Annotated in this window: 21 protein-coding genes and 1 pseudogene; 14 read left to right on the top strand and 8 right to left on the bottom strand. The window is 58.8% G+C overall.

What is annotated here, in order from left to right:
• Positions 1-71: 71 nt before the first annotated feature.
• The gene (locus ACYZT0_RS27845) at positions 72-2,021 is read right to left on the bottom strand and encodes a BCCT family transporter (protein ID WP_462046648.1); all 1,950 of its coding nucleotides are present in this window, start codon (positions 2,019-2,021) and stop codon (positions 72-74) included.
• A gap of 379 nt (positions 2,022-2,400) precedes the next feature.
• Here ACYZT0_RS27845 and betI point away from each other — a divergent pair, with 379 nt between their 5' ends.
• The 9 genes from betI to yccS all read left to right on the top strand — a co-directional run bounded on the left by betI (position 2,401) and on the right by yccS (position 16,292).
• Complete coding sequence (gene betI / locus ACYZT0_RS27840) at positions 2,401-2,994, top strand: transcriptional regulator BetI (protein WP_462043890.1); 594 nt, start codon at positions 2,401-2,403, stop codon at positions 2,992-2,994.
• 110 nt (positions 2,995-3,104) lie between these two features.
• Complete coding sequence (gene betB / locus ACYZT0_RS27835; RefSeq protein ID WP_462043889.1) at positions 3,105-4,577, top strand: betaine-aldehyde dehydrogenase; 1,473 nt, start codon at positions 3,105-3,107, stop codon at positions 4,575-4,577.
• Positions 4,578-4,811: 234 nt separating this feature from the next.
• Entirely contained in the window at positions 4,812-6,515 is a 1,704-nt protein-coding gene (gene betA, locus ACYZT0_RS27830) for a choline dehydrogenase (RefSeq protein WP_462043888.1), read from the top strand.
• Positions 6,516-6,771: 256 nt separating this feature from the next.
• Complete coding sequence (locus ACYZT0_RS27825; protein WP_462043887.1) at positions 6,772-8,214, top strand: TldD/PmbA family protein; 1,443 nt, start codon at positions 6,772-6,774, stop codon at positions 8,212-8,214.
• On the top strand, positions 8,214-9,551 hold the full coding sequence (locus tag ACYZT0_RS27820) for a TldD/PmbA family protein (protein ID WP_462043886.1): 1,338 nt from the start codon (positions 8,214-8,216) through the stop codon (positions 9,549-9,551). The genes ACYZT0_RS27825 and ACYZT0_RS27820 overlap by 1 nt, the downstream gene beginning before the upstream one ends.
• A 144-nt stretch (positions 9,552-9,695) precedes the next feature.
• The gene (gene mdtD, locus ACYZT0_RS27815; protein WP_462043885.1) at positions 9,696-11,123 is read left to right on the top strand and encodes a multidrug transporter subunit MdtD; all 1,428 of its coding nucleotides are present in this window, start codon (positions 9,696-9,698) and stop codon (positions 11,121-11,123) included.
• Between the two features lie 105 nt (positions 11,124-11,228).
• Positions 11,229-12,566 carry an ATP-dependent RNA helicase DbpA gene (dbpA, locus tag ACYZT0_RS27810; RefSeq protein ID WP_462046647.1) on the top strand — a complete coding sequence of 446 codons (1,338 nt, stop codon included), beginning with the start codon at positions 11,229-11,231 and terminating at the stop codon, positions 12,564-12,566.
• Between the two features lie 132 nt (positions 12,567-12,698).
• Positions 12,699-13,877 (top strand): BaiN/RdsA family NAD(P)/FAD-dependent oxidoreductase, encoded by a 1,179-nt coding sequence (locus tag ACYZT0_RS27805; protein WP_462043884.1) that lies wholly within the window; start codon positions 12,699-12,701, stop codon positions 13,875-13,877.
• A gap of 231 nt (positions 13,878-14,108) precedes the next feature.
• Positions 14,109-16,292, top strand: a complete 2,184-nt coding sequence (gene yccS, locus ACYZT0_RS27800) for a YccS family putative transporter (protein WP_462043883.1) — start codon at positions 14,109-14,111, stop codon at positions 16,290-16,292.
• Between the two features lie 15 nt (positions 16,293-16,307).
• On the opposite strand, the gene ACYZT0_RS27795 is transcribed toward yccS, so the two are convergent.
• Positions 16,308-17,045: a substrate-binding periplasmic protein gene (locus tag ACYZT0_RS27795; RefSeq protein WP_462043882.1), complete on the bottom strand. Its 738-nt coding sequence runs from the start codon at positions 17,043-17,045 to the stop codon at positions 16,308-16,310.
• Between the two features lie 257 nt (positions 17,046-17,302).
• On the opposite strand from ACYZT0_RS27795, the gene ACYZT0_RS27790 reads away from it, so the two are divergent.
• On the top strand, positions 17,303-17,758 hold the full coding sequence (locus tag ACYZT0_RS27790) for a GNAT family N-acetyltransferase (RefSeq protein ID WP_462043881.1): 456 nt from the start codon (positions 17,303-17,305) through the stop codon (positions 17,756-17,758).
• A gap of 39 nt (positions 17,759-17,797) precedes the next feature.
• Here ACYZT0_RS27790 and ACYZT0_RS27785 read toward each other — a convergent pair whose 3' ends face one another.
• Genes ACYZT0_RS27785 through ACYZT0_RS27775 form a run of 3 tightly spaced genes read right to left on the bottom strand, consistent with a single transcriptional unit; the run spans position 17,798 to position 20,786 of the window.
• On the bottom strand, positions 17,798-18,094 hold the full coding sequence (locus tag ACYZT0_RS27785; protein ID WP_462043880.1) for a winged helix-turn-helix domain-containing protein: 297 nt from the start codon (positions 18,092-18,094) through the stop codon (positions 17,798-17,800).
• A gap of 31 nt (positions 18,095-18,125) precedes the next feature.
• Entirely contained in the window at positions 18,126-18,617 is a 492-nt protein-coding gene (locus ACYZT0_RS27780) for a M48 metallopeptidase family protein (RefSeq protein WP_462043879.1), read from the bottom strand.
• A 45-nt stretch (positions 18,618-18,662) separates the two neighbouring features.
• On the bottom strand, positions 18,663-20,786 hold the full coding sequence (locus ACYZT0_RS27775; RefSeq protein WP_462043878.1) for a putative bifunctional diguanylate cyclase/phosphodiesterase: 2,124 nt from the start codon (positions 20,784-20,786) through the stop codon (positions 18,663-18,665).
• A 321-nt stretch (positions 20,787-21,107) separates the two neighbouring features.
• Here ACYZT0_RS27775 and ACYZT0_RS27770 point away from each other — a divergent pair, with 321 nt between their 5' ends.
• Together ACYZT0_RS27770 and ACYZT0_RS27765 are read left to right on the top strand one after the other, a co-directional pair.
• Positions 21,108-21,776, top strand: a complete 669-nt coding sequence (locus ACYZT0_RS27770; protein ID WP_462043877.1) for a polysaccharide lyase family 7 protein — start codon at positions 21,108-21,110, stop codon at positions 21,774-21,776.
• Between the two features lie 656 nt (positions 21,777-22,432).
• Entirely contained in the window at positions 22,433-22,720 is a 288-nt protein-coding gene (locus tag ACYZT0_RS27765; RefSeq protein ID WP_462043876.1) for a fructose-bisphosphate aldolase, read from the top strand.
• A gap of 231 nt (positions 22,721-22,951) precedes the next feature.
• Here the strand turns inward: ACYZT0_RS27765 and ACYZT0_RS27760 are convergent, their stop codons facing one another.
• Together ACYZT0_RS27760 and ACYZT0_RS27755 are read right to left on the bottom strand one after the other, a co-directional pair.
• The gene (locus ACYZT0_RS27760; protein WP_462043875.1) at positions 22,952-23,167 is read right to left on the bottom strand and encodes a chitin-binding domain-containing protein; all 216 of its coding nucleotides are present in this window, start codon (positions 23,165-23,167) and stop codon (positions 22,952-22,954) included.
• A gap of 336 nt (positions 23,168-23,503) precedes the next feature.
• Positions 23,504-23,875, bottom strand: a pseudogene (locus tag ACYZT0_RS27755) (class II fructose-bisphosphate aldolase); the annotation flags it as partial.
• 98 nt (positions 23,876-23,973) lie between these two features.
• Between ACYZT0_RS27755 and ACYZT0_RS27750 the strand changes: the two are divergent.
• Together ACYZT0_RS27750 and ACYZT0_RS27745 are read left to right on the top strand one after the other, a co-directional pair.
• Positions 23,974-24,225: a helix-turn-helix domain-containing protein gene (locus ACYZT0_RS27750; protein ID WP_449645621.1), complete on the top strand. Its 252-nt coding sequence runs from the start codon at positions 23,974-23,976 to the stop codon at positions 24,223-24,225.
• Positions 24,222-25,421: a type II toxin-antitoxin system HipA family toxin gene (locus tag ACYZT0_RS27745; protein WP_462043874.1), complete on the top strand. Its 1,200-nt coding sequence runs from the start codon at positions 24,222-24,224 to the stop codon at positions 25,419-25,421. The genes ACYZT0_RS27750 and ACYZT0_RS27745 overlap by 4 nt, the downstream gene beginning before the upstream one ends.
• A 79-nt stretch (positions 25,422-25,500) precedes the next feature.
• On the opposite strand, the gene fba is transcribed toward ACYZT0_RS27745, so the two are convergent.
• The gene (fba, locus tag ACYZT0_RS27740) at positions 25,501-26,565 is read right to left on the bottom strand and encodes a class II fructose-bisphosphate aldolase (RefSeq protein ID WP_046045276.1); all 1,065 of its coding nucleotides are present in this window, start codon (positions 26,563-26,565) and stop codon (positions 25,501-25,503) included.
• Between the last annotated feature and the right edge of the window lie 90 nt (positions 26,566-26,655).

Raw genomic sequence — 26,655 nt, 5'->3', positions numbered from 1 at the left:
GTAGGAGCAAGGCTTGCCCGCGAAGAAGACGACGCGGTGCTTCAGACAGAAACACCGCGCCCAATCACAACTCAGCTATAGACCCGGCCAAGGAGCTGCCGATGGCTTTCAAACTGATCGAGCACGTCACGGGTGATTTGATCCGAAGAGAAGCCCATCAAGTCGTAATCCTGGCTGCCGTTGTGCAAGTACACCTCGGCGCGGTAGTAACGTGCACGCGGTTCATCAGCACTCTCAGCCGAAACCGTGTCGCTCGCCGCTGCCAGATAGCCATCCAGGCTCACTTCATAGACAAAAGGGTTGCCCTCTTCCATCTCGATCCGCAGGCCCATGCAACGCTTGGCCTTGCCCAGCAACGTTTGCACATCCAGGCCTTGAGTACGCAGTTGCACCGCAGCCTCTTCCAGCGCAGGGCTGACTTGCTTGTCCATGAAACGCTGAACAATCGACTGATTCGGCTGCAAGTCCAGCTGAGTCAAACGCTCGCTGAAACCACGACGACCGCGCGCTGCGAGCTCCGCTTGCTCCTGTTCGATCTGCACGTCCTGGCGCATGGCCTTGTGCAAGCCGAACATGAAGAACACCAGCACCACCGAGAACGGCAGACCGGCCAGTACCACCATGGTTTGCATGGCTTCGAAGTTACCGGCAAACAGCAGGCCGATGGTCACCAGGGTAATCACCGCCGACCAGAAGATCCGCAGCCAGTGCGGCGCATCTTCGTCAACGTTGCCGCCCTTGCAGGAAAGGTTGGCCATCATCACCGCGCCGGAATCCGCCGGGGTCAGGAACAACACGAAACCGACGAAGATCGACACGCCGATCACCACTTTCGACGCCGGGTAATGTTCCAGCAACTGGTAAATCGCCATGGACGGCTGTTCCAGCGCCGTCTTCCCGAGTTCCACCGCCCCATGGTTCATCACCAGGTCCAGGGCCGAGTTACCGAAGATCGACAGCCACGCCAGAGTGAAACCCAGCGGGATCAGCAGCACGCCGGCCACCAGTTCGCGCACCGTGCGACCACGGGAAATACGCGCGATGAACATGCCGACGAATGGGGCCCAGGAAATCCACCAGGCCCAGTAGAACAGGGTCCACAGGCCCAACCAGCGGTCGGATTTCTCACTGTCGCCTTCGTATACATAGAGGTCGAAAGTTTTCAGCACCACGCTGTTCAGGTAGTCGCCGACGTTTTGCACGAAGCCGTTGAGCAGGTGCAGCGTCGGGCCGAACAGCAGCACGAAAATCAGCAGACCGCTGAACAGCACAATGTTCAGGTTGGACAGACGGCGAATACCGTTTTCCACGCCGGACACGGCAGCGATGGTCGCCACGGTGCTCATCACGATGATCACGATCAGCAGGTTGGTGTTGTTGTGCTCCATGCCGAACAGGTTTTCCAGGCCCGACGACACTTGCAACGAACCAATCCCCAGGTTCGTCACCAGCCCCAGCAGGGTCACGAACATGCCGAAGCCGTCCACCGCATGCCCGGCCGCGCCTTTAACCCAACGCTCGCCAACCAGCGGATACAGCGCCGAACGCAATGCCAGCGGCTGGTTATGACGGTAAGCAAAGTAAGCAACGGCCAAGCCGACCAATGCGTAGATCGCCCAGCCGTGCAGGCCCCAATGCAGGAACGTCAGCTGTACAGCCTGACGTGCGGCAAGGTTGCTGCCGGCCACGCCTTCCGGCGGATTGAAGTAGTGGTCCAGCGGCTCGGAAGCACCGAAGTACAACAGCGAGATGCCGATACCCGACGAGAACAGCATCCCCGCCCAGGCGCCGTAGCTGAAGTCCGGGGTGTCGTCCTTACTGCCCAGCTTGAGTTTGCCGTAGGACGAAAACGCCAGGCCGAGCACGAAGACCAGGTAAGCGGCGATCACCACCATGTAGTACCAGCCGAAGCTGCGGGACAACCAGGCCTGGGCAATACCAAGCAATCTGCCGGCCTCTTGCGGGGCGATGATCAGAATGGCGGTCAACAGCAGGATCAACGCGGTAGAGGTGTAAAACACCCAACCGTTGACCGTCACCTTCTCGGGTGGGGTCTTTATAAGAGAGGCAGAACTCATGGCACAGATGCTCCAGGCAGTGCGAGAGAAGAACACAAGGCAACGCAGTACCCGACTAATCGGCTAGTTGGCAGCCGACCGGCGGGTGATATAAAGACAGCCCGAAAAAAGCCCGAAGCCTTGAAGCGCCAGTGCGCTGGGGGTTCGAGCGTTTTCAGATGTCGTTTTTCCGCCGACTACGCGTAGGAAAAACCTGTAGGTAGCGACGAATTGTCGCAGATCTTATTCTTTGTTGATTGAACGTTCAATAAAAACAAAATAGACTGGCCTTCAATCCGATAGACGTTTCACGTCCACCGGAAGGCCTAAGGAGATGTGCAAGATGCCCAAGGTCGGTATGCAACCCATCCGCCGCCAGCAGTTGATCGAAGCCACTTTGCAGGCGGTAGATCAGGTCGGAATGGGGGACGCCAGCATTGCGCTGATCGCCCGTTTGGCCGGTGTCTCGAACGGCATCATCAGTCACTATTTTCAGGACAAGAACGGCCTGATCGCTGCCACGGCGCAGTACCTGATGAGCGTCCTCAGCGAGAACGTCACCGCGCGCCGTCAGGCGCTGGCAGATGACAGCCCACGGGCACATCTGCAGGTGATCATCGAAGGCAACTTCGACGCCAGCCAGGTCAATGGTCCGGCAATGAAAACCTGGCTGGCCTTCTGGGCCACCAGCATGCACCACCCGTCATTGCACAGGTTGCAGCGGATTAACGATCACCGCCTGTATTCCAACCTGTGCTGCCAGTTCCGCCGTGTGTTGCCGCTCGATCAAGCGCGCAGCGCCGCCCGCGGCCTGGCGGCCCTCATTGACGGCTTGTGGTTGCGCGGCGCGCTGTCGGGAGATGCTTTCGACACCGAGCAGGCGCACCAGATCGCTTACGAATACATGGATTTCCAATTGGCCAAGCAGGTGAGTTAGAGCACACATAAAACGCTCAACTCCTGAACTGCTGCTGATCGGTGTTGCCACAACCTTATGGCATCACCCCAGTGGCCTACGCCAACCACTTATGCACTTGCGAGGACACTATGGCCCGTTTCGAACTGCAAAAACTCTACATCGATGGCGGTTACTCCGACGCCAGCGGCGACGCCACCTTCGAAGCCATCAACCCGGCTAACGGTGAAGTCCTCGCAACCGTACAGCGTGCGACCAAGGACGACGTTGAGCGCGCTGTGGTCAGCGCCGAAAAGGGCCAGAAAATCTGGGCCGCGATGACCGCCATGGAGCGTTCGCGCATCCTGCGTCGTGCCGTGGACATCCTGCGCGAGCGCAACGATGAACTGGCCGCCCTGGAAACCCTGGACACCGGCAAATCGTACTCTGAAACCCGTTACGTCGACATCGTTACCGGCGCCGACGTGCTGGAGTACTACGCAGGTCTGGTACCCGCCATCGAAGGCGAGCAAATCCCGCTGCGCACCACGTCTTTCGTTTACACCCGACGTGAGCCGCTGGGTGTTGTGGCCGGTATCGGCGCGTGGAACTACCCGATCCAGATCGCCCTGTGGAAATCCGCACCAGCCCTTGCGGCCGGTAACGCGATGATCTTCAAGCCAAGCGAAGTCACGTCCCTGACGACCCTGAAACTGGCCGAGATCTACACCGAAGCCGGCGTTCCGGCTGGCGTGTTCAACGTGCTGACCGGCAGCGGCCGTGAAGTCGGCACCTGGTTGACCGAGCACCCACGCATCGAAAAAATCTCCTTCACTGGCGGCACCGACACTGGCAAGAAAGTCATGGCCAGCGCTTCCGCTTCGTCGCTGAAGGACGTGACCATGGAACTGGGCGGCAAATCCCCGCTGATCATTTTCGACGACGCCGACCTCGATCGCGCCGCCGACACCGCGATGATGGCCAACTTCTACAGCTCCGGCCAGGTCTGCACCAACGGCACTCGCGTGTTCGTACCGACTCATCTGAAAGCCGCTTTCGAAGCCAAGATCGCTGAGCGCGTTGCGCGCATCCGTATCGGCAACCCGGAAGACGAAAACACCAACTTCGGCCCGCTGGTCAGCTTCGCCCACATGGAAAGCGTGTTGGGTTACATCGCCAAAGGTAAGGAAGAAGGCGCTCGCGTCCTGTGCGGCGGTACTCGCCTGACCGACGGCGACTTCGCCAAAGGCGCATTCGTGGCACCGACCGTGTTCACCGACTGCACCGACGAGATGACCATCGTTCGCGAAGAAATCTTCGGCCCGGTGATGAGCATCCTGACCTACGACACCGAAGAAGAAGTGATCCGTCGTGCCAACGACACCGACTTCGGCCTGGCGGCTGGCATCGTCACCAAAGACCTGAACCGCGCTCACCGCGTGATTCATCAACTGGAAGCCGGTATCTGCTGGATCAACGCCTGGGGCGAGTCCGACGCCAAGATGCCGGTCGGCGGCTACAAGCAGTCGGGCGTGGGCCGTGAGAATGGCATCAGCTCGCTGAACAACTTCACACGCATCAAATCGGTACAGGTCGAACTGGGCGATTACGCCTCGGTTTTCTGATCTGACGCGGAACCTGAGGCTGGGGCCTTTTGTGGCGAGGGAGCTTGCTCCCGCTGGTCTGCGAAGCGGCCCCAACTTCAGGCTCCGCGCTCATTCAGACAGAACACGGTCGCTGATTTGCGACTGCTGCGCAGCCGAGCGGGACGATGCGGCGATCCGACAAGCTCCCTCGCCACAATTAAGTGGTGAATCGGCGACCGCGACCTGAACCAACTTCAAAGAGGGTGCATTTCAATGTCCCAAGAATTCGATTACATCATCATCGGTGCCGGCTCGGCCGGTAACACCCTGGCGACCCGTCTGACTGAAGACGAAGGCGTCACCGTCCTGCTGCTCGAAGCAGGCGGCCCGGACTACCGTTTGGACTTCCGCACGCAAATGCCGGCCGCCCTGGCGTTCCCGCTGCAAGGCCGTCGCTACAACTGGGGGTACGAAACCGATCCAGAGCCACACATGGACGGTCGCCGGATGGAATGCGGTCGCGGCAAGGGCCTGGGTGGTTCTTCGCTGATCAACGGCATGTGCTACATCCGCGGCAACGCGATGGACTACGACAACTGGTCGAAACTGCCAGGTCTGGAAGACTGGGACTACCTGAACTGCCTGCCGTACTTCCGCAAGGCTGAAACTCGGGACATCGGCGCGAACGACTACCACGGTGGCGACGGTCCGGTCAGCGTGACCACGCCGAAAGCCGGCAACAACCCGCTGTTCCACGCGATGGTTGAAGCCGGCGTGCAAGCCGGTTATCCGCGTACCGAAGACCTCAACGGTTATCAGCAGGAAGGTTTCGGCCCGATGGACCGCACCGTGACGCCGAACGGCCGTCGCGCCAGCACCGCTCGCGGTTACCTGGACATCGCCAAGAAGCGCTCGACCCTGACCATCGTCACCCACGCCCTGACCGACAAGATTCTGTTCGAAGGCAAGCGTGCAGTCGGCGTGCGTTACTTGATCGGCTCCGCTGAAGAGCGCGTTGAAGCCCGCGCCCGCAAAGAAGTGCTGCTGTGCTCCGGCGCCATCGCTTCGCCGCAGATTCTGCAACGTTCCGGCGTCGGCCCTGCCGAACTGCTGAACAAGCTCGATATCCCGGTGGTTCACGACCTGCCAGGGGTCGGCGAAAACCTGCAGGATCACCTCGAGTTGTACCTGCAATACGCGTGCACCCAACCGGTCTCGCTGTACCCGTCGCTGCTTTGGTATAACCAGCCGGCCATCGGTGCCGAGTGGCTGTTCAATGGCACCGGCATCGGCGCCAGCAACCAGTTTGAAGCCGGCGGTTTCATCCGTACTCGCGAAGAATTCGATTGGCCGAACATTCAGTACCACTTCCTGCCAGTCGCGATTAACTACAACGGCAGCAACGGTGTGAAAGAGCACGGTTTCCAGGCGCACATGGGTTCCATGCGTTCGCCGAGCCGTGGTCGCATTCAGGCCAAGTCCAAGAATCCGCGCGAGTACCCGAGCATCCTGTTCAACTACATGGCCACCGAGCAGGACTGGCAGGAATTCCGTGATGGCATCCGCCTGACCCGTGAAATCATGCAACAGCCTGCACTGGACGCTTTCCGTGGCCGCGAGATCAGCCCGGGCATCGACGTGCAAACCGATGAGCAGCTGGACAAGTTCATCCGCGAACACGCCGAAACCGCGTTCCACCCGTCTTGCTCGTGCAAGATGGGCACCGACGAAATGGCGGTGGTTGATGCCGAAGGTCGTGTGCATGGCATGCAAGCCCTGCGCGTGGTCGACGCCTCGATCATGCCGATCATCACCACCGGCAACCTGAACGCGCCAACGATCATGATCGCCGAGAAAATCGCCGACAAGATCCGTGGTCGCAAGCCTTTGCCGCGCAGCAAGGCCGCCTACTTCGTGGCCGGTGATGCACCGGTGCGTGGCAAGCCGCTGCGGGATGTGAGCCCTACGGCTCAGTAAGACGTAATACCGAGGTGCGCCCTTCGCGGGCAAGCCTCGCTCCTACATGGGATCGTGTTTCCTTGTAGGAGCGAGGTTTGCCCGCGAAGGGGTCCTCCCAACCAACACACAACCTCCTGATACACCCTGGTAATCCTTTCCTACACCGCTCCGCCCTTGATCCTACCCCCCGCACAGGCCTAATCTAGCGCCACGCAAACGTTTCACCCCCTCGCAACATCGATACACCGCCACTCCATACCAAGGAGGTTCCCGAATGTTCGATTTCCACCCCCAGCTCAAGCAGCGCTTCGCTGCCTTGCGCACGGGCGCTGAATTCTTTTCGCTGCGTTATGTGCGCGAGTCCGGTCAATACCTGTCGGTGCGCAAGAATGTCGCCGAACCTCCGAGCCTGAGCCGTGACGAAGGCGCGATGCTGACCGTTCGAGTCAACGGCGTCGAAGCCTACGCCGCGACCAACGACCTGTCCCAATCAGGCCTGCAAGCCGCCCTGGAACGTGCCGAGCAACAAGCCCGTCGACTCAAGCCCCACGCCTTGCTCGACCTGCGCGAGCAAGCCGTCTCCAGCGACCGCGCCGACTACTTTTCACCGAACCTGGACCAGCCCTTCCCGTCCCTGAGCGATTGCTACCAACTGCTCGGTGCCGAATCCGCCGCCGTGCCCAAGGACGAGCGACTGGTGAACTGGCAGGTGAGCATCGGCATCACCCACGTCGAGCAGATCTATCTCAACAGCGCCGGCGCCGAACTGCGTCAGGCCCAGCGTTTCGTCTACCCAAGCCTGGAAGTCACCGCCTACGACGGTAGCGACAGCCAGACCCGCACCCTCGGCCGCGAGAACTTTGGCCAACAGGGCGGTTTTGATGTGATCAGCCGCTGCGGCCTGGTCGGTGCCGGCCCGAAAATCGCCGATCAGGCGCTGCAATTGCTGCTGGCACCGAACACCCCGCAAGGCCCGCGCGACCTGCTGTTGATGCCGGACCAAATGATGTTGCAGATCCACGAATCCATCGGCCACCCGTTGGAGCTGGACCGCATCCTGGGCGATGAACGCAATTACGCCGGCACCAGTTTCGTCAAGGCAGAAGACTTCGGCCGCCTGCAATACGGCTCCAAACTGCTCAACGTGACCTTCGACCCGGACATCCCCGAGCAACTCGCCAGTTACGGCCATGACGACGACGGCACGGCCGCCAGCAAGCAATTCCTGATCAAAGAAGGTTTGCTGCTGCGTCCCCTGGGCGGTGCGCTGTCGCAATTCCGTGCCGGCATGGACGGCGTCGCCAACAGCCGCGCCTGCGGCTGGAACCGCCCGCCAATCGACCGCATGGCCAACCTGAACATCGAGCCCGGCGATCAACCGCTGGAGCAACTTATCGGCAACATCGAGCACGGCATCATGATGTCGACCAACCGCTCGTGGTCTATCGACGATGCGCGCAACAAATTCCAGTTCGGCTGCGAATGGGCTCAGTTGATCGAAAACGGCGAACTCAAAGGCGTGGTGAAAAACCCGAACTACCGGGCAATTTCCGCGCAGTTTTGGAAAAGCCTCAGCGCCGTCGGCGACGCTAGTACCTTGAAGGTGTTGGGCACGCCGAATTGCGGCAAGGGCGAACCGAATCAGGTGATCCGCGTCGGCCATGCGTCGCCGGCCTGTGTGTTCAGCAATGTGGATGTGTTTGGGGGAGATGCCTGATGAGTACTTCAAACAATCAGGCCGAGTCGTTCAAGGCTTTGGTCAACTGGCTGCGCGACGCGATTCGCGAGCCGGAGCAATTCACCCTCAGCTACGCGTCCGAGTCGTCGGCCTTCGTGCGCTTCAACCACGCCAAGGTCCGTCAGGCCGGGCAGGTGCAGCAGGCGAGCGTCGGTTTCAAACTGATCAACGAGGGTCGCCACGCCGACCTGAACATCACCCTTTCCGGTGATGCCGAAGTCGATGTTCTGCGTCTGGCTGAAGGGCTGCAACAGTTACGCGAAACCTTGCCGCTGCTGCCGCAGGATCCGTACCTGCTGCTCAACCACAATGGTTGGCAGAGCAAGAACGTGCAGGAACATCCACTGCCTGACACCGAGCAAGTGGTTGCCGAAATCACCCAGGCCGCCGAAGGGCTGGACCTGGTGGGTTTCTATGCTGCCGGCCCGATCAGCCGCGGTTTCGCCAGTTCTTCGGGTGCGTTCGGTTGGCACCAGGCCAATAGCTTCAATTTCGACTTCAGCCTGTTTCATGACAACGGCCAGGCGGTGAAAGCCAGCTACGCCGGGCACGAGTGGAGCAGCGAAGGGTTTACCAGGCGCTTTGCGCTGGCGCGCGAGCAGTTGGCGTTTCTCGGCAGACCGCAACACACCCTGGCGCCGGGTCAATACCGCGCCTACCTGGCGCCGGCAGCCCTGGGGGAAATCATGGACATGCTGGGCTGGGGTGGTTTTTCAGCACAGTCGATTGCCAGCAAAAACAGTCCGCTGCAGAAGCTTTACGCGGGCGACAGTTCGTTCAGCCCGTTGGTGTCCATCGATGAAAAGGTCAGCGGTTCGTTGAGCCCGGCATTCTCCGGCGAAGGTTATCCGCGCAGCGATCTTGGGTTGATCGTCAACGGCAAGGCCGGCGCGCAGATGGTCAGTTCGCGCAGTGCGGCCGAGTACGGTCTGACCGCCAACGGCGCCAGTGGTGGTGAAATGCCGAGCGCAGTGAACATGGCGGCCGGTACGTTGCCTGACGCAGAGATTCTCAAGCAATTGGGCACTGGCTTGTACATCAGCAACTTGTGGTACCTGAACTACTCGGATCAGCCGGCGGCACGCCTGACCGGCATGACGCGGTTTGCGACCTTCTGGGTCGAGAACGGCGAGATTCAGGCGCCGGTGAGTACCATGCGGTTTGATGACAGCGCTTATAACTTGCTGGGTTCGCAGCTCGAAGCGTTGACCGAGGAACGTGAGTTGATGTTGTCGGCGAGCACCTACAGCCAGCGCGCCACGGCCTCGGCGTTGTTGCCGGGCGCGTTGATCAACCGGTTGACCTTGACCCTCTGACACCGATCGTTCCCACGCTCCGCGTGGGAATGCATCAATGGACGCTCCGCGTCCGCTTCGGCAGGGACGCGGAGCGTCCCGGGCTGCATTCCCACGCGGAGCGTGGGAACGATCATCGTCGTCGTTTAAATCAAATGAGGTCCCATGCCCAACCGCCCGCCTCTCGACGCTGTCACCGCCCGCTGGGTTCCGTGGGTTGTCGCCATCGCTTTCTTCATGCAATCCCTCGACGGCACCATTCTCAACACCGCCCTGCCCGCCATGGCCCGCGACCTGGCCGAAGACCCGTTGCGCATGCAGGGCGTGATCATCGCCTACATGCTCACCGTCGCCTTGCTGATCCCTGCCTCAGGCTGGATCGCCGACCGTTTCGGCACCAAGAAAATCTTTTTCGGCGCGATTCTGCTATTCAGCCTCGGCTCGTTGCTCTGCGCATTGTCGAGCACCCTGAGCATGCTGATTGGCGCGCGGGTGATCCAGGGCCTGGGCGGTGCGCTGATGCTGCCGGTCGGGAGATTGGTGGTGCTACGCGCCTACCCGCGCTCGGATTTGGTGCGGATCATGGGCTTCATCACCATTCCCGGATTGCTCGGCCCGTTGATCGGCCCGACCATGGGCGGCTGGATGGTGGAATACCTGACCTGGCACTGGATCTTCCTGATCAACCTGCCGGTGGGCGCCCTCGGGTGTTACGCGGTGTGGAAATTCATCCCCGATCTGCGTGGCAGCGAACGCACCCGTTTCGACAGCCTGGGCTTTCTGTTGTTTGGTGCCGCAATGGTGCTGATCACCATCGCCATGGAAGGGCTCGGCGAACTGCACCTGCCGCACTTGCGCGTGATGTTGCTGCTGTTCGGCGGCATGGCGTGTCTGGCGGCGTACTGGTTGCGGGCCGGGCAGATCGACAATCCGCTGTTCGCGCCGTCTCTGTTCAAGACCCGGACGTTTGCAGTGGGCATCCTCGGCAACCTGTTCGCCCGACTGGGCAGCGGCGCCCTGCCGTTTCTCGTGCCGTTGCTGCTGCAAGTGGCGCTGGGTTATTCACCGTCCCAGGCCGGGATGAGCATGCTGCCGCTGGCGGCCGCAGCGATGGTCGCCAAGTCGGTGGCGCGGCCGCTGATCGAACGTTTGGGCTATCGCGTCGTGCTCACGGGCAACACGTTGGCGCTGGGGCTGATGCTGGCAAGCATGGGGCTGGTCAGCGAGCAAACACCGTACTGGCTGCTGTTGGTGATGCTATCGATACTGGGGGCGATCAACTCCTTACAGTTCACCGCGATGAACACCGTGACCCTGATCGACCTCGACGATGCCAGCGCCAGCAGCGGCAACAGCCTGCTGTCGGTGGTCGCACAATTGTCCCTGAGCCTCGGCGTTGCCTGCGCCGGTGCGCTACTCGGTGGTTTCACTGCCGAAGTCGGAAACGATGGCGTGGACACGGTTTTGGGCGCGTTCCAATTGACGTTTGTGACGGTCGGAATCATGGCGATGCTGGCCGCGACGATCTTCTCCCAGCTCTCAAAGGAAGACGGACGGCGCGTCAAACGTCCGGAAGAGCACATAGAGCCTTAGGGCGAATGGCCGCGGGACTGATACACTGCGCGACATTTTGTTTTGCAGGCCAGTCCCGTGACCACCATCGCCACCGCTTTTAATACTTTGCCGCTGTCCGCCGCCATGCTGGCTAACCTCGACTCCCTCGGTTATGCCCAGATGACGCCGATCCAGGCGCAAAGCTTGCCGGTGATCCTCAAGGGGATGGACCTGATCGCCCAGGCCAAGACCGGCAGCGGCAAGACCGCCGCCTTCGGTATCGGCCTGTTGAACCCGATCAATCCGCGCTTCTTCGGTTGCCAGGCGCTGGTCATTTGCCCGACGCGTGAGCTGGCCGACCAGGTCGCCAAGGAAATCCGTCGCCTGGCCCGCGCCGAAGACAACATCAAGGTCCTGACCCTGTGCGGCGGCGTGTCGTTCGGCCCCCAGATCGGTTCCCTGGAGCACGGCGCGCACATCATCGTCGGCACCCCGGGCCGCATCCAGCAGCATTTGCGCAAAGGTTCGCTGGTGCTGCATGGCCTGAACACGCTGATCCTCGACGAAGCCGACCGCATGCTCGACATGGGTTTCTACGACTCCATCGAAGAAATCATTGCCCAGACCCCGGAGCGTCGCCAGACCTTGCTGTTCTCCGCCACGTATCCGGTGGGCATCAAGCAACTGGCGTCGAAATTCATGCGCACCCCTCAGATCGTGAAGGCCGAGGCGTTCCACGACGATACGCAGATCGAGCAGCGTTTCTACGAAATCTCCCCGGAAGAGCGCATGGACGCCGTGGTCAAAGTCCTCGCGCATCACCGTCCGGCCTCCTGCGTCGCGTTCTGCTTCACCAAGCAGCAGGTTCAGGAAACCGTCGATCACCTGACCTCCAAAGGCATTTCCGCCGTCGGCCTGCACGGCGATCTGGAACAGCGTGACCGTGACCAGGTGCTGGCCATGTTCGCCAACCGCAGCACTTCGGTGCTGGTTGCTACCGACGTCGCCGCGCGCGGACTGGACATCGATGCGCTGGACATGGTGATCAACGTCGAGCTGGCCCGTGATTCGGAAATCCACATCCACCGTGTTGGCCGTACGGGCCGCGCCGGTGAGAAAGGCATTGCGATCAGCCTGGTCGCACCGTCCGAAGCGCACCGCGCCCAGGCCATCGAGCAACTGCAGAAGTCGCCGTTGAGCTGGGATCAGCTGGACAACCTCAAGTCCCAGGGCGGCGCACCGCTGCTGCCGGTGATGAGCACGCTGGTCATCGGCGCGGGCCGTAAAGACAAGGTGCGTCCGGGTGACATTCTCGGCGCACTGACCGGTGATGCCGGTATTCCAGGCGCTCAGGTGGGCAAGATCGCGATTTTCGACTTCCAGGCGTATGTGGCTGTTGAACGCGGGATCGCCAAGCAAGCCTTGCAGCGCCTGAACGACGGCAAGATCAAAGGCCGTTCGTTGCGCGTTCGTATCCTCTGACACTGATCGTTCCCACGCTCTGCGTGGGAATGCATCCCGTGACGCTCTGCGTCACATAACGGCGGACGCAGAGCGTCCATGGCGGCATTCCCACGCAGAGCGTGGGAACGATCATTGTGTGAGGACACCGTTTTGCGCTCTACCGAAGTCGTGATCATAGGCGCTGGCGCCGCAGGTTTGATGTGTGCGCTGACCGCCGCCGGGCGCGGGCGCAAGGTGATGTTGCTCGACCATGCGAACAAGGCCGGCAAGAAAATCCTGATGTCGGGCGGTGGCCGCTGCAATTTCACCAACATGTACGCCGAACCGAACAATTTCCTCTCGCAGAACGAGCACTTCTGTAAATCCGCGCTGGCGCGGTACACCCAGTGGGATTTCATCGGCATGGTCGCCAAACACGGCGTGCCCTACCACGAGAAAAAACTCGGCCAGTTGTTCTGCGATAACAAATCCAGCGACATCCTCGAGATGCTGCTCAACGAGTGCGATCAGGTCGGCGTCAGCCTGCACCTGGACACCTCGATCCAGCACATCGAAAAAATGGAAAGCGGCTACCTGCTGCAAACCACCCTTGACCAGATCACCTGCGAATCGTTAGTGATCGCCACGGGCGGCTTGTCGATTCCGACGCTGGGTGCGACCGGTTTCGGTTATCAAGTGGCCAGGCAGTTCGGCCACGACTTGCTGCCGACCCGCGCAGGGCTGGTGCCGTTCACCATCACCGATCAGCTCAAGGAGCTTTGCACCGAGCTGTCCGGTACATCGGTGGATTGCCTGGTGAGCTGCAATGACCAGAGTTTCCGCGAGAACATCCTGTTCACTCATCGCGGCCTCAGTGGTCCGGCGATTTTGCAGATCTCGTCGTTCTGGGAGTCCGGCGATACGGTAGAGATCAACCTGCTGCCGGATCACGACGTACCGACCTGGCTACAACAGCAACAAGCCGAACGCCCGAACAGCGAGCTGAAAACCCTGCTGGGGGAAATCTTCACCAAGAAAATGGCCAACCTGCTGGCGGACAACTGGTTCGTGTCCAAACCGATGAAGCAGTACACCCACGCGGAAATTGCCGACATCGCCGAAAAACTGGCGAGCTGGAAAGTCGTGCCCGCCGGCACCGAAGGCTACCGCACCGCCGAAGTGACGCTGGGCGGCGTCGATACGCGGGAAGTCTCGTCCAAGACCATGGAATCGCTGAAAAGCCCCGGCCTGTATTTCATTGGTGAAGTACTCGACGTCACCGGACACCTGGGCGGCTTCAACTTCCAGTGGGCCTGGGCCTCGGGTTACGCCGCCGCGCAGTTCGTCTGATCGACCGCGTTATCGTTCTTCGCGGGCAAGCCTCGCTCCTACAGTTATGTGTCGTACGCGATATTGCGTATGACCGGAACCTGTAGGAGCGAGGCTTGCCCGCGAAGGCGGCCTCACAGGCAACATAGAAAGTAAGGAACAGATTTTGCTGTCAGATGTGATCGGCGCCATTGCGTCGACGTCATTACTGGCTCAATTTAGCGTCATTGCCTCGGAAGGCCTTCGCACTTCATGCCATCGACCCCGTTTAATCAGTCTCTGCGTCGCCTCTGGGCGCTGGATAAATTCAGCTACAGCGTGCGGGTGTTCATCGCCCTGACCGGCAGCATGGCGCTGTGTTGGTATAAGGATGAAATGGGGCTGCTGATCCCGCTGTTCCTCGGGATCATCGCCAGCGCCTTGGCCGAGACCGACGACAGTTGGCAGGGCCGCCTTAACGCACTGGCCGTGACGCTGGTGTGTTTCAGCGTCGCCGCCTTCTCCGTCGAACTGCTCTTCCCCTACCCCATCATTTTTATCATCGCCCTGGCGCTGGCCAGCTTCGGCCTGACCATGCTCGGTGCCCTCGGCGAACGCTATGGCGCGATTGCCTCGGCGACGTTGATTCTGTCGGTCTACACCATGATCGGCGTGGATCAGCGCGGCGGCGCCGTTATCGATTTCTGGCACGAGCCGGTGCTACTGGTGGCCGGCGCGGCCTGGTACGGTTTGCTCTCGGTGCTGTGGCAGGCGCTGTTTTCCAATCAGCCCGTGCAGCAAAGCCTGGCGCGGTTGTTCCGCGAACTGGGTTATTACCTGAAGCTGAAATCGTCGCTGTTCGAGCCGATTCGCCAGATGGACGTGGAAGCGCGGCGACTGGAACTGGCGCAGCAAAACGGTCGTGTCGTGGCAGCACTGAACGCCGCCAAGGAGATCATCCTGCATCGGGTGGGCGACGGTCGACCGGGCTCGAAACTCAGCCGATACCTGAAGCTCTACTTCCTCGCTCAGGACATCCACGAGCGCGCCAGCTCCTCGCACTACCCTTACAACGCCCTGGCCGATGCCTTCTTTCATAGCGACGTGATGTTCCGCTGTCAGCGCCTGCTGCGTCAGCAAGGCAAGGCATGCCGTGCGCTGGCCGAATCCATCCAGATGCGCCAGCCGTTCATCTATGACGCCAGCTTCGCCGAAACCCTGAGCGATCTGCACGCCTCCCTCGAACACCTGCGCATTCAGAGCAACCCGGCCTGGCGCGGGTTGTTGCGCTCGTTGCGCGCACTGGCGGCCAACCTTGGCACACTGGATCGTTTGCTCAGCGACGCCAGCAATCCCGACGCTTTGGCCGACGCCACCGATAGCAGCCTGCTCGACCGTTCGCCACGCAGCCTCAAGGATGTCTGGATCCGCTTGCGCACCCAGTTGACGCCGACCTCGTTACTGTTCCGTCACGCCCTGCGTTTGCCCCTGGCCTTGAGCATCGGCTACGCAATGGTGCATTTGATCCACCCGTCCCAGGGTTACTGGATCATCCTCACCACGCTGTTTGTCTGCCAACCGAACTACGGCGCCACCCGCCGCAAACTCGGTCAGCGGATCATCGGCACCGCCATTGGCCTGACGGTGGCCTGGGCGCTGTTCGATCTGTTTCCGAATCCCTTGGTCCAGTCGTGCTTCGCGATCGCCGCCGGGGTGGTGTTCTTTATCAATCGCACCACCCGCTACACCTTGGCCACAGCCGCGATCACCTTGATGGTGCTGTTCTGCTTCAACCAGGTCGGGGATGGTTACGGGCTGTTCCTGCCGCGGCTGTTCGATACCTTGCTCGGCAGCCTGATCGCCGGGCTGGCGGTATTCCTGTTCCTGCCGGACTGGCAGGGCCGACGCCTGAATAAAGTGCTGGCCAACACCCTGACCTGCAACAGCATTTACCTACGTCAGATCATGCAGCAATACGCCGCCGGCAAAAGCGATGACCTGGCTTATCGCCTGGCCCGACGCAATGCCCATAACGCCGATGCCGCGCTGTCGACGACGCTCGCCAACATGCTGATGGAACCTGGGCATTTCCGTAAGGAAGCGGATGTCGGTTTTCGCTTCCTGGTGCTGTCGCACACCTTACTGAGCTATTTATCCGGACTGGGCGCACACCGGGAAACCCAGCTACCGCCGGATGTACACGAGCATTTGATCGACGGTGCCGGCGTGAAACTGGCCGCCAGCATCGATGAAATTGCCCAAGGCCTGGCCAGCAAACTACCGATTGCGATTCAAAGCGATGAGGAAGAGGCACTGGCCGATACGCTTGAGCAGATGCCGGACGAAATTGATGAAGGGCAACGATTGGTGCAGACGCAGTTGGCGTTGATCTACCGACAGCTTGGGCCATTGCGGACGTTGGCAACGCACCTCATCAAGGAAACGAGTGAGGATTGAGATCGGGCCCGCCACTTACATTCCGTGCTGCTTCATCAACCGCTGATAACTGCCATCCACTTTCATCGCCGCGATCTCGCGGTCGAATCCGGCGACGATCTGTTCATGCCTGGGGTTCTTCAGGCTGACCAGGATGTGCAGGCTGTTCTCGCTCAGTGGCTTGGGCAAAAACTCCACGGCATTGCGCACCTTGGAGGATTCCTGGGCCAGGTAGTAACGCGCGACGTATTCGTCCTCCAGCGTCAGTTTGACCCGGTCCGCGGCGACCATGCGCACAGCCATGGAGAAGTTGTGCACCGGGACTTTCTGCAGCGACACGTCGCTATCAAACTCTGGCGAATAGGCATAACCGCGCACCATCGCTATCGGGTAGGTATGCAGTTGTTGCAGGTTGTTGTATTCGATCGGTGTGTCTTTGCGCTTGAGAAAGCGCACACGATTGAGCAAGTATTCGCCGGAAAACTGGCCAAGTTTCGTACGATCGTCGGTGTACCAGGCGTTGACCAACACGTCGTATCGACCCTCGCCCACCCCCAGTAACGCCCGCGCCCAAGGCACTTGTTCAAAATCACTGGCATAACCGGCCCGGGCCAGCGCAGTGCTGACGATATCCGTGGCCAACCCACCGTTGACCAGCGTGGCATCGGTAAAGGGTGGCCAGGCATCGGCCACCAATCGCAGCTTTTCCGCTGCCGCGCCTTGAGTCAGCAACAGCAACCCAATCAAAGCAAAGGCTCGATGCAATCGCAGCATGCTCGAAAATCCTTAACGGGCGGGACGCCCGACATGTTTCAGCTAAAACTCCAAGGCTCCCTGCTCTGCCAAACCCAAGAACTAACATTAGCTCATCGAAGCCACTGCACAGCGCTTCATCTCAGATTACACAAAGAAGACAACGCCACGCGAAATGAATGATGGCTTTTTGGCCTTTGTCACAAACTCCTCTGCCATAAAGACATCTTTCGTCTGGGCGCTTAGTATCGGAACAACGTTGTTCAAGGAATGTGAAAATGACAATCGATTGGGTCTGCAAACACCACAGCGATCTAGGCAAAGAACAGCTGTACGCCATTCTGCAGCTGCGTGCAGAAGTGTTTGTCGTTGAGCAGAAATGCGTTTATCAAGACGTCGACGGCCAGGATCTGGAAGGTGACACCTGCCATTTAATGGCTTGGGACGGGGATCGGCTGGTGGCGTACCTGCGATTGCTCGACCCGGAGTTACAGGGCGGTGACGTGGTGATCGGGCGGGTGATCATTGCCCCTCAAGCGCGCGGCGTCGGGCTTGGGCATGAGCTGATGGAGCAGGCGTTGAAGCAGGCTGAGAAGCACTGGCCTGAAATGCCGATTTATCTCTCGGCCCAGGCGCATTTGCAGGGGTACTACGGGCGGTACGGGTTTGTGGTGGCGGGTGAGGAATTTCTGGAGGATGACATTCCGCATATCGGGATGCGCCGTCCGCAATGATCGTTCCCACGCTGCGTGGGAACGATCGGGGTCGGTCATTCAGGGATACTCAAGCACCGCTTTAATCTGCCGCAAATTACGCTCGATCCACCCCCGATCAATCGCCCCCCACTCGCGAATCCGATAGCGCCCGGCATGATTGCGTGCGCCTTCTTCCTGCTCGAACTCGCAAACAATATCCAGATCCGCCAACGCCAAGAGGGTGTCCTGGGCTGTGCGCCGGGGCATGCCGGTCACCTCGATCAGCGCCGGAACGCTGCTGGCCAGCCCGCTATCAATCAGGTACGCCACGTACAACCGGCGATAGAAGCTGCTCTTGGTCTTGCTTACATCCATCTAAACACTCCCGGCTGCGCTATTTTGATCTCTATTGCATATCTCGCCACGTCAGGTACACCCGCACATCGAACTCCACCTGGTGATACCCCGGCAACATGTGTTCGCACAGTTTGTAGAACGCCTTGTTGTGATCCGACTCCTTGAAGTGCGCCAGTTCATGCACCACGATCATTTTCAGAAACTCGGCAGGCGCATCCTTGAATAACGAAGCAACACGAATCTCTTTCTTGGCTTTGAGCTTGCCGCCCTGCACCCGGGATATCGCGGTGTGCAGGCCGAGGGCGCGGTGGGTCAGGTCCAGGCGGTTGTCGAACAACACTTTGTCGATGGCCGGGGCGTTACGCAGGTATTCCTGCTTGAGGTCCAGCGTATAGGTGTACAACACCTTGTCGCTCTGTACCCGGTGTTTTTCCGGGTAACGCTGGCTCAGGTAGTCGCCCAGCTGACCTTCGGCGATCAGCTGGCGCACTTGATCCTGCAACGCTGCGGGATAGGCCTGGAGGTATTTCAACGCGGTCATTGGGGCGGCAACACAAGTCACGAAAAGGTCGCCAGTGTAGCGAATTCAGCCGGTCAGCGTGCTCCAGTCGAACGGCTGCGCAAAGTCGCCGACGTCCTCGGCCATCCTCGGCCGCGTGACCAGAAACCCTTGTACGTACTCGCAACCATTGGCTTGCAGCCACTGATATTGCGCAACGGTTTCCACCCCTTCGGCGATCACCAGCATCCCGTACTGCTTGCACAGGTCGATCACATTGCGCACCAGCGCCGCATCGCGTGAGGACTCCGGTAACCGGGCGATCAAATGCCGATCGAGCTTGAGCGTGTCCAACTCCAGATCACGCAGATGAGACAGCGAACACGGCCCGGAACCGAAGTCATCCAAGGCCACTCGCACCCCCAGGTTACGCAGCAGGCGCAACTGTTTGCGAGTTTCCTCGGGGTTTTGCATCAAGCCCTCTTCAGTGACCTCGACTTCCAGATGACGCGCCTGCAAACCATGGCGTTCCAGTACCTGGCGCAACTCGGTGACCAGATTGGGCATGCCAAACTGCGTACTGCTCAAACTGACGCCCAGCACCAGATCCTCAGCAAACAAAGTTTCCCAGGCTTTTCGCTGGCTCGCCACTTGTTGATAGATCCAACTGGCCAGGCGACTGATCAGCCGCGCCTCCTCCAGCACCGGTAAAAACAGCCCCGGCGGTACATCACCTACGCTCGGGTGCTGCCAGCGCAGCAACGCCTCGAAACCGCGAATCTGCCCACTGGCAATGGCCACCTGAGGTTGATACACCAAATTGAAATCACGGTTCTCGATCGCCGCGCGCACACTTTCTTCAAGCATCAGCCGCGAGCGTGCGCGGCCGTTCATCTCGTGATCGTAGAAACGATATTGCTGACGGCCGGCGCGCTTGGCTTCGTACATGGCGATGTCGGATGCGCGCAGCAAGCCGTCGAGATTGGCACCGCAATCCGGGTACGTCGCAATGCCGATGCTGGCGCCCAACGCGATATCCAGACCATCAATCTGCTGACAGATCGACACCCGCTCAATGAGTTTCTCTGCGATCTTCGCCGCTTGCTCGGGGAATTCCAGATCCAGCAAAGCAGTGAACTCATCACCGCCCATGCGCGCGAGAATGTCGAAGGGCCGCAGACTGGCCTTCAACTGCTCGGACACCCAACGCAGCACCCGGTCGCCGGCATCGTGGCCGAGGGAATCATTGACCCGCTTGAAGCCGTCGAGGTCCAGGTACAGCAACACCCAGGTGCTGTCGGAGCGTTCGCCACGCAGCAGCAGGTTTTCCGCCGTCTGATAAAAACCGCGGCGATTGAGCAGCCCGGTCAATGGGTCAGTGACCGCCTGGAACTCTAGTTGCTGATGCAGATGGCGCACCACCGACATGTCCAGCACCGTCACCACCATCGCATGTTGTTCGCTGGGCAACGGTGCGCAAGACAGCGCCACGGGCACCTGCTGGCCGGGCGCGGTACGCAGCAGTGCGTCATGCAGACGCAAGGTTTCGCCTCGTTTGTAACCGGCGAACAGCTCGGAGTCGGCCCAGATTGGGATGTGCGGCTTTTGCAGGAAATCCAGGAACTCTTTGCCTTGCAGGTCTTGCAGCGTGGCATTGAGCAGTCGCGACATCGCCGGATTGGCAAAGCGGATCAGACCGTCCTCACCGACCACCAGGATGCCTTCGGCGGCGTTGTCCAGCACCGAGGCACTAAACGCGCGTGCGACCTCCAGATCGTGGCTCAGGCGCTGCAACGCACGGCGATTGCGCTGATGCTCGAGCAGCGCCTGGACTTTGGGCTTGAGAATTTGCGGGTCGAACGGTTTGAACAGGTAATCCACCGCGCCGCTGGCATAGCCCTTGATCACGGCGTCCTGGGACTGTTCGTTGGCGGTAAGAAAAATAATCGGTGTAAGACGGGTTCGCTGACTGCCACGCATCAGGCGTGCCACTTCAAAACCGTCCATGCCCGGCATCTGCACATCCAGCAGCACCAGGTCGACATCGTGTTCGAGTAACAGACTGAGCGCCTCAAAGCCCGAGGCGGCGGTCATGACCTGCCAATCCTGGCGCTGCAACAACGCTCGCATGCTGATCAGGTTTTCAGGGTAATCATCGACGATTAAAAGGATTGAGCTGCCTTCAGCTGGCGGGGGTTGCGCGCATTCCATGCTGCTTCTCTTATGCGGGACGTCAGGCCGGTTTCTCGTGAAAACCGGACAAATACCAAGCCTTCACTCTAGACCGGGATCCGCGAAAGCAGAAGGTGTCAGTGCGCCATCATTTAACCAAAGAGTTCATTTACCGACTAACGGTCGGCGCTACAGGCCCCTAAAACCAGGGGAGATGGCCTTTTAACAGGATTTTGACGTCATCCGTTTGTCATTTACTCATTAACAAATTGAACTTCTGCGATTATAAAGATTGCCCCCCGAGGCGCGTGCCAGAGCTTCTGGTACGCCCGTGCTGTAAAATCTGTGGAAGCTTTGTCTATGATCGATCTCGCAACCTGGAACCTCAGCGTTCCTGTCGGCAACCCGCCGTACACCGTTGAAACAAGCAAACTGGTGGACGGCTTCAAGGATAAATACTTCCACTCCGACACCGGCACGTTGTTTTTCTGGTCCCCGGTCACCGGCTCGAAAACTGAAAATGCAAAGTATCCCCGCACCGAACTTCGCGAAACCTACAGCAACGGCACCCTGCGCAACTGGCTCTACCCGGACGCCGACAATACCCTGCGTGCCACCTTGGCGGTGAACCAGGTTCCGAGTTCGGGCAAGATCGTCATAGGCCAGATCCATGCCTATCAAAGCCAGAAACCTTTGGTGAAGCTCGAGTATCAGTACAAGACCGACACAAAGACCGGCAATATCGTCGCCAAGGTGCGTATGCACCCTGATGACGGTGACGGACGGGTGATCACCATTGCTACTGGTGTGAAGCTGGATCGGGAGTTTTCCTACCTCATCCACCTCAGCCCTAGGGGGGCATTGGGCATTAGCGCTGCGGGTTACCAATGGGACACCGACATTAGCAAGACCTGGAGCGTCAAGCCGCTGTACTTCAAGGCCGGGGTTTATGTGCAGGACCACACGGGGTACACCAGTGAAGGCGGGAAAGTGACGTTCAGCAAGCTGGATATTGATCACGATAGGTAGACCCTTAAGCGCGACTCAATCCCTGTAGCAGCTGCCGAGCCTGCGAGGCTGCGTCCGGCTGCGAAGCAGTCGTAAAACCGGCGACTGCGTTTTTTCAGGAAGCCTGTGTTTGCCAGATTGCGACCGCTTCGCGATCGAACGCAGCCTCGCAGGCTCGGCAGCTGCTACAAAATCCTAGCGTCCGCAAAACTTGTAGGACCACTCCCACCGTGGCGAGGGGGCTTGCTCCCGCTGGGCGGCGAAGCAGCCCCAAACCCTGCCACCCTATTTCCTCAGACACACCGCAGTGCCCGGTTTTACGACGGCTGCGTCGCCGAACGGGGCGATGCGGCGTTCCGACAAGCCCCTTCGCCAACAGTGCGCGGTCCTACACCCCGGTTGCAGCCGCCAAAGTCGCCGCTTATAGTTCGCCCCGTCGCCGGCAACAGTCGGCGATAGGGTTTCGCAGCCCTTAAGATACGTGTAACCGAGCATCATAAAAGCAACGACGTTCGCATCAGCGCTCGTAGTCCGTTTTATGGTGGCTGTGTGTGGGAGACCTTCGGGTCTGCCGGGTTCCTCGTATCCTCGGTCTGCGAACCCGCACACAGCTACCACCCAACTCGTTTCGTAGCGAACGGAAGTAGCTCTTCTTTTAGACTCGAGGAGTTTTACTTATGCCAATGAATAACCCGCCCCGCCGCTTCACCCCCATGTCCCAATTCGCCACCGACTACCCCGTCCTGCTCATCGACAGCGACGCCCCGCTACGCGAACTCCATAACTGCGTCAGCGAACGCCTCAACGCCGTCCTCAAATACCTGCACCTGATGGCCTGCACCAGCCTGCCGGACTATGCCGAGAACGACATCAACACCGTCACCAACATCGCTCGGATTATGGTCCAGGATATTGCTGATGTGTTTGGGGTGATTGAGCAGCGTGGGTTTGATACGCAGAAATAGTAGTAATCAAGTAATAAAAACCCGCATTACTGCGGGTTTTTTATTTATAGCCAAACTGCCCACTTCATGAACGTAGCCAATGGGTTCGGAGCTACCATTCTATTCAAACAAATGTCTTCGCATTATTCTTCTACTTGAATATTCTATGGCACAGCCCCTCGCGCACCACCCGACTTAACGGTATCGCCCGGGATTTAATCAGTGGGTACTTCAGACCCTCCTTACAGATTTTCAGTCCGAAAAACTTATCTCCGGCCGGAACCCGCCATCTCCATCTACAACATAACTAACGGTCATCACCCTGCCGTCTGCCAATTTAACCGTATATTTACCCTCTTCACCTTTAGCTATAGCCCCTCCAACTGGTAGTGCTTCGGAAGCATTATCACCAAGGGCTGATTTGTCAATATTGGGAGTTCCCATAATAGACCTCGCAAAGTAGCGCATGGATATTCATAAATACAAACGGGACAGATCTATTTAATCCGCCTCACTCCACCCTCCTCAAGTTACGCATCAAACAATAGGCATCGACCAGCATTAAATCACCTGTAATAAATGACAGTTTTTAATACATATTTGTGATAACCGATATAACTTAAAAGAACTAACACTGGAAATAGCTTCATCGAATAAATAGATCTGTCCTCTCCTTCGGGATCATGGTTCAGGATGTGAGCGATATGTTTCGGGTGATTGAGCAGCGTGAGTTTGACGAGAAATCGAACCGCTAAAATGTCACCCATATCGGACTTTTCTGCCTCAAGCCTTAAAAAATGTCCGTTATAGGTGACATTTGATTCGCCGAGCATTAGCTGCACCGCGTAAAAAACGCCGACCACAAAAAACCCGCCTCTCGGCATCACGCATCGCAGTAACAGTCGCGCCGAAGAACTTACGCGGATCAAACTCGCTTGGGTTGGTCGCCATCAGCGACGCATCGCACCGGTGGAGGCCAAACGCAGGTCGGTGTCGAGTTGACTTTGCGCACGCCGTGCTTGATGCCTTCGACGATTTCTTCAACCGGTACGCCGTAGGTTTCTTTGATGTCGCCGCCGTACGGGTTGATGATCGCCAGCCACTCTCGTGGAACTCACTAAGAACCGTGCATCACCAGGTGGGCGTTCGGATGCGTTTGTGGATTCTTGACGGTCTATGATCCCCGTGTCGTCGCTAGTCGTGGACTTAAATACGACGTAGATAAAATGTTGTGCATACGCTACATTCAGCTATGAATGTTACGGTAGCGGAACATGGATTATTTTCTGTTGATCAGCCGTCTTGGCAACCAATTACGGGAAAAACGTATAAATCGCGGTCTGACGCAAGCACAGCTTGCCGACCTCGCGGGACTGACACGATACAAAGTCATCGCAGTAGAGAAAGGTACTCTGTCTGTCGGCATGATCGCCTATGCGCGTGTCCTTGGCGCTCTGGACTGTGAGCTTGCTGTCGTTCCAGCTGCTATGCCGACCCTTGAAGAGCTTGGGGATTTATTCGAATGAAGATGACCTCTCTCAAAGTCAGCACGCCTGAGGGGCGTAGCGGCAGGCTTTTCAGCGATGCCGAAGACTTCACCTTCCGTTATCACGATGATGCATCGCCAGAAATGGCTATCAGCTTGTCGATGCCAGTAAGGCATGACGAGTTTCGTCGGCGCGAACTCCACCCCGTTTTTCAAATGAACCTGCCGGAAGGCTATGTATTGGAGCAACTGCGAAATCGATTAGCCAAGACCGTGAATGTCGATCCGATGCTTTTGCTGGCGCTTTCCGGCAGCACTTCGCCCATCGGCAGGGTGCAAGTGCGGTCTGAAACGGTTGACGCCTTGCTGGAGGAGCAACAATTTCCGGGGGAGAAACTCGAAGAGATTCTGACATGGGACGGTACGGAAGATATCTTCGCCGACATTCTTGATCGCTACATCCTGCGTGCCGGCATTTCCGGCGTTCAACCCAAAGTGTTGGTTCCGGAACGCCAGGAAACCGGATTGCCACGGGTGACATCGAAAACCTCGGACCTGATTATCAAAAGTGGCCGAGACGAATTTCCCGGTCTGGCAATCAACGAGTTCCTTTGCATGTCCATTGCGAAGGAGGCCGGTATTCCCGTTCCGCCGTTTTACCTTTCCGATAATGCCAAGCTGTTTGTCATGCGTCGCTTTGATCGCGACGACCAGCTCAACCCAATTGGATTTGAAGACATGGCGGTGTTGATGGGGCTATCGGCTAACCAGAAGTACAGCAAAAGCTATGCGGCAATCGCCAAGGCTATCCGTGTGTTCTGCCCGACTAAACATTTACGCACCTCCCTTGATCAACTCTTTGATAGCGTTGCCCTGAGCTGTATTGTCGGGAATGGCGACGCTCATTTGAAAAACTTCGGATTGCTCTATTCCGAGCCTACGCAACGCGATGCACGCCTGGCGCCGGCCTACGACATCGTCAACACCACGGCCTATATTCCGGAAGATGTTTTGGCTTTGGATCTGGCGGGCAACAAGTCAATGTTTGCCTCGCGGCAAGGACTGCTGGAGTTTGCGCACACCTGTGAGATCGAGCGACCCCAGGAGCGCATTCAGCAATTGCTTGCCTCGGTTGAAGCAGTACTTGAACGCTATCCTGAGTATCGGGAACAGGCGCCTCATGTGGTCAGTGCCATTGAGCAAGCGGCAGCGCCATTTTCTCTGACTTTTGGGTAGTTATTGCGCGCAAAAATCCCTGCCCAGAAAAAACCCGCCTCTCGGCGGGTTTTTCACAACACTGGTCAAATTCTAAGGCTTAGTTAACCTTAGCGTTCAACTCACCCTTCAAATAACGCTGATACATCGCTTCCAACGAGATCGGCTTGATCTTCGAAGCATTACCGGCAGTGCCGAACGCTTCGTAGCGAGCGATACACACATCACGCATCGCAGTAACAGTAGCGCCAAAGAACTTACGCGGATCAAACTCGCTCGGGTTGGTCGCCATCAGGCGACGCATCGCACCGGTGGAGGCCAGGCGCAGGTCGGTGTCGATGTTGACCTTACGCACGCCGTGTTTGATGCCTTCGACGATTTCTTCAACCGGTACGCCGTAGGTTTCTTTGATGTCGCCGCCGTACTGGTTGATGATCGCCAGCCAGTCTTGCGGAACCGAAGACGAACCGTGCATCACCAGGTGGGTGTTCGGGATGCGTTTGTGGATCTCTTTGATGCGGTCGATGGCCAGCACGTCGCCGGTAGGCGGCTTGGTGAACTTGTACGCGCCATGGCTGGTGCCGATGGCGATGGCCAGGGCGTCGACTTGGGTGCGTTTGACGAAGTCAGCGGCTTCTTCCGGGTCGGTCAGCATTTGGCTGTGATCCAGAACGCCTTCGGCGCCGATGCCGTCTTCTTCACCGGCCATGCCGGTTTCCAGCGAACCCAGGCAGCCCAGCTCGCCTTCTACCGATACACCGCAGGCGTGAGCCAGGGCAACAGTTTGTTGGGTAACGCGGATGTTGTAGTCGTAGTCGGTCGGCGTTTTGCCGTCTTCGCCCAAGGAACCGTCCATCATCACCGAGCTGAAGCCCAGTTGAATGGAGCGCTGGCAGACGTCAGGGCTGGTGCCGTGGTCCTGGTGCATGCACACCGGGATGTGCGGGAATTCTTCGATTGCCGCCAGGATCAGGTGACGCAGGAACGGTGCGCCGGCGTATTTGCGAGCACCGGCCGAAGCCTGGACGATCACCGGGGAGTCAGTCTTGTCAGCGGCTTCCATGATGGCGCGCATCTGCTCAAGGTTGTTGACGTTGAAGGCTGGAACGCCGTAGCCGAACTCGGCTGCGTGGTCCAGCATCTGGCGCATGCTGATAAGTGCCATTGTGTGTGTATCTCCCGGTTGAGGGTCGTTAATCGTGCCAGCCTGCCGTAGCGGCGGCGGCTATTCAAGTTATTGCAGATCGGGGGTCAG

It is taken from the genome of Pseudomonas sp. ZS1P83 (genome assembly GCF_054897825.1).
Note: the sequence above shows the minus strand (reverse complement) of the source record. Positions and strands in the feature narration are given on the sequence as shown.

Excerpts from the sequence above, each read along its gene's own strand:
- betI (WP_462043890.1), top strand. The coding sequence starts at position 2,401 with ATGCCCAAGGTCGGTATGCAACCCATCCGCCGCCAGCAGTTGATCGAA.
- betB (WP_462043889.1), top strand. The coding sequence starts at position 3,105 with ATGGCCCGTTTCGAACTGCAAAAACTCTACATCGATGGCGGTTACTCC.
- betA (WP_462043888.1), top strand. The coding sequence starts at position 4,812 with ATGTCCCAAGAATTCGATTACATCATCATCGGTGCCGGCTCGGCCGGT.
- ACYZT0_RS27825 (WP_462043887.1), top strand. The coding sequence starts at position 6,772 with ATGTTCGATTTCCACCCCCAGCTCAAGCAGCGCTTCGCTGCCTTGCGC.
- ACYZT0_RS27820 (WP_462043886.1), top strand. The coding sequence starts at position 8,214 with ATGAGTACTTCAAACAATCAGGCCGAGTCGTTCAAGGCTTTGGTCAAC.
- mdtD (WP_462043885.1), top strand. The coding sequence starts at position 9,696 with ATGCCCAACCGCCCGCCTCTCGACGCTGTCACCGCCCGCTGGGTTCCG.
- dbpA (WP_462046647.1), top strand. The coding sequence starts at position 11,229 with ATGCTGGCTAACCTCGACTCCCTCGGTTATGCCCAGATGACGCCGATC.
- yccS (WP_462043883.1), top strand. The coding sequence starts at position 14,109 with ATGCCATCGACCCCGTTTAATCAGTCTCTGCGTCGCCTCTGGGCGCTG.
- ACYZT0_RS27795 (WP_462043882.1), bottom strand. The coding sequence starts at position 17,045 with ATGCTGCGATTGCATCGAGCCTTTGCTTTGATTGGGTTGCTGTTGCTG.
- ACYZT0_RS27790 (WP_462043881.1), top strand. The coding sequence starts at position 17,303 with ATGACAATCGATTGGGTCTGCAAACACCACAGCGATCTAGGCAAAGAA.
- ACYZT0_RS27785 (WP_462043880.1), bottom strand. The coding sequence starts at position 18,094 with ATGGATGTAAGCAAGACCAAGAGCAGCTTCTATCGCCGGTTGTACGTG.
- ACYZT0_RS27780 (WP_462043879.1), bottom strand. The coding sequence starts at position 18,617 with ATGACCGCGTTGAAATACCTCCAGGCCTATCCCGCAGCGTTGCAGGAT.
- ACYZT0_RS27775 (WP_462043878.1), bottom strand. The coding sequence starts at position 20,786 with ATGGAATGCGCGCAACCCCCGCCAGCTGAAGGCAGCTCAATCCTTTTA.
- ACYZT0_RS27770 (WP_462043877.1), top strand. The coding sequence starts at position 21,108 with ATGATCGATCTCGCAACCTGGAACCTCAGCGTTCCTGTCGGCAACCCG.
- ACYZT0_RS27765 (WP_462043876.1), top strand. The coding sequence starts at position 22,433 with ATGCCAATGAATAACCCGCCCCGCCGCTTCACCCCCATGTCCCAATTC.
- ACYZT0_RS27760 (WP_462043875.1), bottom strand. The coding sequence starts at position 23,167 with ATGCGCTACTTTGCGAGGTCTATTATGGGAACTCCCAATATTGACAAA.
- ACYZT0_RS27750 (WP_449645621.1), top strand. The coding sequence starts at position 23,974 with ATGGATTATTTTCTGTTGATCAGCCGTCTTGGCAACCAATTACGGGAA.
- ACYZT0_RS27745 (WP_462043874.1), top strand. The coding sequence starts at position 24,222 with ATGAAGATGACCTCTCTCAAAGTCAGCACGCCTGAGGGGCGTAGCGGC.
- fba (WP_046045276.1), bottom strand. The coding sequence starts at position 26,565 with ATGGCACTTATCAGCATGCGCCAGATGCTGGACCACGCAGCCGAGTTC.